This is a genomic window from Streptomyces sp. NPDC048411 (assembly GCF_040704695.1).
In the GTDB taxonomy this organism is placed as follows: Bacteria; Actinomycetota; Actinomycetes; order Streptomycetales; family Streptomycetaceae; genus Streptomyces.
In genome coordinates this window covers 23,352-28,222 of sequence record NZ_JBEZKL010000033.1, presented here as the reverse complement: position 1 = coordinate 28,222, position 4,871 = coordinate 23,352, and the positions used below count along the sequence as shown (strand labels likewise).

Annotated in this window: 4 protein-coding genes; all 4 read left to right on the top strand. The window is 69.3% G+C overall.

The features are described 5' to 3' along the window. Nucleotides 1-132 precede the first annotated feature (132 nt). The 4 genes from AB0915_RS14745 (at nt 133) to AB0915_RS14730 (ending at nt 4,763) form a co-directional block, all read left to right on the top strand. Nucleotides 133-1,053, top strand: a complete 921-nt coding sequence (locus AB0915_RS14745) for a type VII secretion system-associated protein (protein WP_366691437.1) — start codon at nt 133-135, stop codon at nt 1,051-1,053. Between the two features lie 274 nt (nt 1,054-1,327). Beyond that, on the top strand, nt 1,328-2,470 hold the full coding sequence (locus AB0915_RS14740; RefSeq protein WP_366691436.1) for a class I SAM-dependent methyltransferase: 1,143 nt from the start codon (nt 1,328-1,330) through the stop codon (nt 2,468-2,470). Between the two features lie 194 nt (nt 2,471-2,664). Continuing rightward, nucleotides 2,665-4,032 (top strand): RICIN domain-containing protein, encoded by a 1,368-nt coding sequence (locus tag AB0915_RS14735; RefSeq protein WP_366691435.1) that lies wholly within the window; start codon nt 2,665-2,667, stop codon nt 4,030-4,032. A gap of 248 nt (nt 4,033-4,280) precedes the next feature. Then, a complete protein-coding gene (locus AB0915_RS14730) occupies nt 4,281-4,763 on the top strand; it encodes a MarR family transcriptional regulator (protein WP_366691434.1) in 483 nt (160 codons plus the stop codon). The last annotated feature ends 108 nt before the right edge of the window (nt 4,764-4,871 follow it).

Genomic DNA, 4,871 nt, shown 5'->3' with positions numbered 1-4,871 from the left:
GGCCGCGTAGGCATCGAGGTGACGACTCGGTGTGTGAACATGGCCGACACACGTGCGTACGTCCCGCGCCTGCCGACCAGTGTGCGGATGTGAACCACTTCGTCTGTGAGAGGCTGGAACCGGATGCCCGACGTGGCTGAAACACCTGAGCGCGACGAACCGCTGACAGACGTCCCGGAATCGATTCTGGAGGCTGCCAGGGCGGCCCCCGACCACTGGTTCGGCATGGTAGATCCTGCGTGGCGGGGAGAGGACACTCCACCGGCCTGGGCGGTGGTCGGACAGTACCGGTCCGACGCCGACGGGGAGGTGGTGGAGTGGCAGTACAACGACGACTACCGGCCCTCCCCGAGCGCGAACGGCTGGTCGGCGCCCACTGATCCGGTCGACGAGGCGATCCAGCTCGCGGCCACCGGGTACGGCTCGCAGGACGAGGTCTTCCGCCTGCTCGCCGACGCGGAGGTCGGCGTCATGCTCGCGCCCGACGGGAGCCCGGTCGAGGCATGCAGTCCGGACGGCACCCCTGTCGTTCCGGTCTTCACCTCGGACCCCCAGCTTTGGTCCGGCGGGCGGTACGCGGCGCGCACCGTCCCGGTGCGGGACCTCGTGCGGGAACTCGACGAAGAGACCTATCTCCATGTGAATCCCGCGGGCGCGGTCAGCATGACCGTTGCCCCCGAGCAACTGGCGACGGAGACCGTGGCCGAGCAGCCGGCGGAGTCCACCGCGGCGGCTCCTCAGGCCGAGCCGGACACCGGGGTGGACGACGACGCCCCTCCCGCGAGCAAATCTTCGGCGAGTGATCCTTCCTCCTCGCAGCCCCCGGACGACCCCATACGACGCGTGGAGACCGTCAGCCTGCCCGACGCCGAGCCCGAGTCGGACGGCGAGCCGGACACGGGGCCGGATCCCGAACCGGACCCGGAGCCGGACACTGAGCAGGACCCCGATCCGGACCCCGAGCCGGACGGCGATCCCCGAAACGGCAGCCGCACACCGGTTTCCTCCACGCAGGAACATCTCGTCAACATCCTGAGCGGTGGAGCCGGCTGAGCAGGTGTGCTGATCCCCGGCCGTGAGGTGTGACGGTTGCCGTGTTTTGGCAGCCGGGCAGCACCTGTGCGAGTCTGCTCTCTCTCATTCGAAAGGATTGGCCCTGATGCTCGGCATGGTTGTCTGGGACGTCCGCTCTCGCGCTTCGACGCGAGAGCGGTAGCGGCCGCCTGCCTCAACGCACACACCTGTCCGACGGCCGGGTGTCGGTTCGGTCTGCTCCTCGTCGAAGTGCTTCTCATACCCCTGCACGTTCGACCACGAGGAGTACGTGGTGTCCACGATCCACTGGACCCAAGGCCAAGGTCCCACCCACCAGTCCGCCCGCTGGCATTCCGAGAACGGCACCGCCCGTCCGCAACACGTCGTCGTCGCCGACGACCGGACGAGGGCCGACGACGCCTACCGCCAGGCGTGCGAAGGAACGGCCCTGCTGTGGCGAGGCGACTTCCACAACGCCCGGCAACTCCTGCAGGCGATGGGCCGCCGCATCGATCGCAAACCGCCCAGAACCGGTACCTCCGCCGGTGAGTCCTTCCACCTGCACCGCCGAGCCGGCAGCCACCGCGCCCGTGTCCTCGGCAAACTCCTGGTGCTGCTGGGCGACGACCACACCCTGGCGTTGCGCCGGGCTCCCGACGTTCGCCAGGCGTGCCGGGAAGCCTATGGCCCGCCGGAGGGGCCCATGGCGGTCTCTCTCAAAGAACTGCTGGGAGTGATCGGCGCGCACCAGTGGCGAGTGAAAGGCGTCGATGTGCCGACACTGGGCAAGCGCATCCACCCGCACTACGGTGTGTTCGCGCCCGTCAGAGGCGAGTACGTCGACCTGGTCGCCCGGGCGCCCCTTCCGGTGACCCGGAACGCAGCCGCCACCGGTACGGCATTCGACCTCGGTACGGGGACCGGCGTCCTGGCTGCCGTCCTGGCCCGCCGGGGGATCCGTCGCATCGTGGCCACGGACATCAGCCCGCGCGCCTTGACCTGCGCCAAGGAAAACGTCCGTCGGCTCGGACTCACCGACCGTGTCGACGTGACGGGCCCGTGCCTGTTCCCGGAAGGCCGCGCCGACCTCGTCGTGTGCAACCCGCCCTGGCTCCCCGCCCGTCCGGCCGGCACCATCGAGCAAGGTGTCTACGACCCGGACAGCACCATGCTCCGAGGCTTCCTCGCCGGACTGTCCAGCCATCTCCGACCGGGCGGCGAGGGCTGGCTCGTCCTGTCGGACCTGGCAGAACACCTCGGCCTCAGGACACGTACGCACCTGCTCGACGCGATCCGGGCAGCGCACCTCAGAGTCGAGGACAAGATCGACATCAAACCCCGGCATCCGCGGTCCAGGGACACCAGCGATCCACTGCACGCCGCACGAAGCGCCGAGACCACGTCCCTCTGGCGGCTGACCGCCGACACCCCATGAGGAGCGGGTGAACCTGCCCGGGGCACAGGTGTGTTCATGAGAGGGCTTGCCAACCCTAGAATCAGCGACTGAACACTGGGCGGGTCATCGACAGCACGTGTTCTGAGGCAATCGGCACACCAGGTCGGCCCGCCCGTGGTGTCACATCAGAGCGTCGTATCCACGTGTCACACCGACCCCACCGGAAAGGTGTCATGACGACTTCCAAACCCAACGACTCTCCCGACGAGCCGACAGCCGTGGCCTCCGTGCAGGCCGAGGCGGAGGGCGTCGGCGAAGCCGAGGGGAAGCCGGAGAGCGCCGCCACGATGGCGGAACGCATCCTGACCCCGGCGCGGCCCCCGGGGCGTTCGGCTGTGCCGTCCGCCATGGCCGAGCCCGAGCCCGAACCCGAAGAACTCGAAGAACCCGAGCAACGGGAGGAGAACCAGGAAACCGAGGAAGCCGAAGCCGATCCCGAGGCCCTCGGCACGCTCGCGCCCGCGACCGCCTCCGGGCAGTCGACGAGCACGGCCGAGCCGGCCGCCCGGACGTCCGCCGACCCGAAGGCGACGGCGGACGCGGACACCGCGGGCACGGCGGACACCGCGGACACTGCCAAGGCGAACGCGGACGCGGACGCCGACACGACCGCGGAGAAGGTCACCGGATCCGACGACTCCACCGGCGACTCCGCCAGGACGGCGGTCAAGGCCGCCCCCGGCCGACCGCACAAGAGCCTGCTCGCGGGCGCCGCCATCGTCGGCGCACTGCTGATCTCCGTACCCTTCATGATCAGTGGCGGCGACGGCGACGACGGACGGTCGTCCGCGAAGCCGGGCGCCGCTCCGGGCACGGTGCTGGAGAGTCTGGCCGCAGACGCGGCTCCCGGCGTGGTCGGCTCGGAGTCGCCCTCGCCGCACGCGTCCAAGGCGAAAGGCGGCGTGCAGCCGAAGAGCGTCACCACCACCACCGGTCCGAACGGCAAGCCCGTCGTCGTGACGGTGACGCCGAAGGCCGGCGCGTCGGGGGGCGGGAAGAAGTCCACGGGAGGGGACAAACCGGTCAGCGTGAAGGAGGGATCGGGCAAGACGTCCTCCGGCTCCGGGGGTACCTCGGGCGACACCTCCTCCGGCTCCGGGGCGAAGTCGAACAACACGTCCCAGACGACCTCGGGTGAGTCCTGGTCCGGCGGCGTGCAGATCTACAGCCACGCCTCCGGCCGCTGCATCGGCATCGCCAACAGCCCGGGCGCGCCTGTCGGCTCCAAGCTGGTGATCTGGGACTGCTACAACGAGTCCTACCAGCGGTGGAAGTTCGTCGACGGCACCGTGCGGTCCGAGGGCAAGTGCATGAACGTCAGCGGTGGCGCGACGAACAACGGCGCCGTCATCAACTGGACGACATGCAACGGGTCGGGCGCGCAGCAGTTCCGTCTGAACTCGTCGCACGACCTGACCAACCCGCAGTCCGGTAATAAGTGTGTCGACGTGATCGATCAGCGGACCGACAACGGAGCGCGTCTGCAGTTGTGGCAGTGCGCCGGCACGCCCAACCAGAAGTGGAGCACGCGCACCCCGTAGGCGGCTTTGCCGTCCCGTTGCACGAGCAGGTGCCCGCTCCCGTGAGGGGGCGGGCACCCTCGGCCGTTCAGCGCAGGCCGTCACCACCAACGTGGCCCGTCGGATCCTGCGCTGACACCCGAGCAGCGACACCCGAGATCCGAATACATGCCTCTGATGACATATGTGTGTTACGGCACACCTTGATAACTTGCCCAAGGCAACCGGGTAACACATAGTTGCCTCAAGTAATGACAATGGAGGCACGTGTGGCCAAGATGGCTCCGTACGAGGAATTGATGCGCCAGCTGAGCGCCATCGGATCGGTACGGCGGGAGCTGGGCCGGATCCTTCCGTACGACTGCTCCAGCGGCTCCGCCGCGGTGCTGGCGCTGCTCGGCCGTGACGGACATATGCGCATCGGCAGGCTCGCGGACCTGCTCGCCGTCGACATGTCGGTCGCCAGCCGCCATGTGGCGCACCTGGCCGCGCGGGGCTGGATCGACCGCAGCCCCGATCCCTCGGACGGGCGCTCGCGCATCCTGCGTCTGACCCCCGAGGGCCGGGCCCGCCTCGCCGAACTGTCCGAAAGCACCACCGAGCTGCTCGCGGCCCGGCTCAGCGACTGGAGCGACGAGGACGTGGCCAGCCTGACCCGGCTCCTGGCCCGGTTCCGGGCGAGCTTCGACGCCCCGTGCACCGAGCCGCCCGGGCCCGCCCGTTCCCCCCGTACACCCGCAGTCACCACGTAAGGAAACACGACCCATGACAACCACCCCACGACCAGGTGTACGGGCCCACGTCCACCGTGGCGGAGAATCCCTGACGCCGACGGCCGAGAATCCGTCGGCCCGGACGCC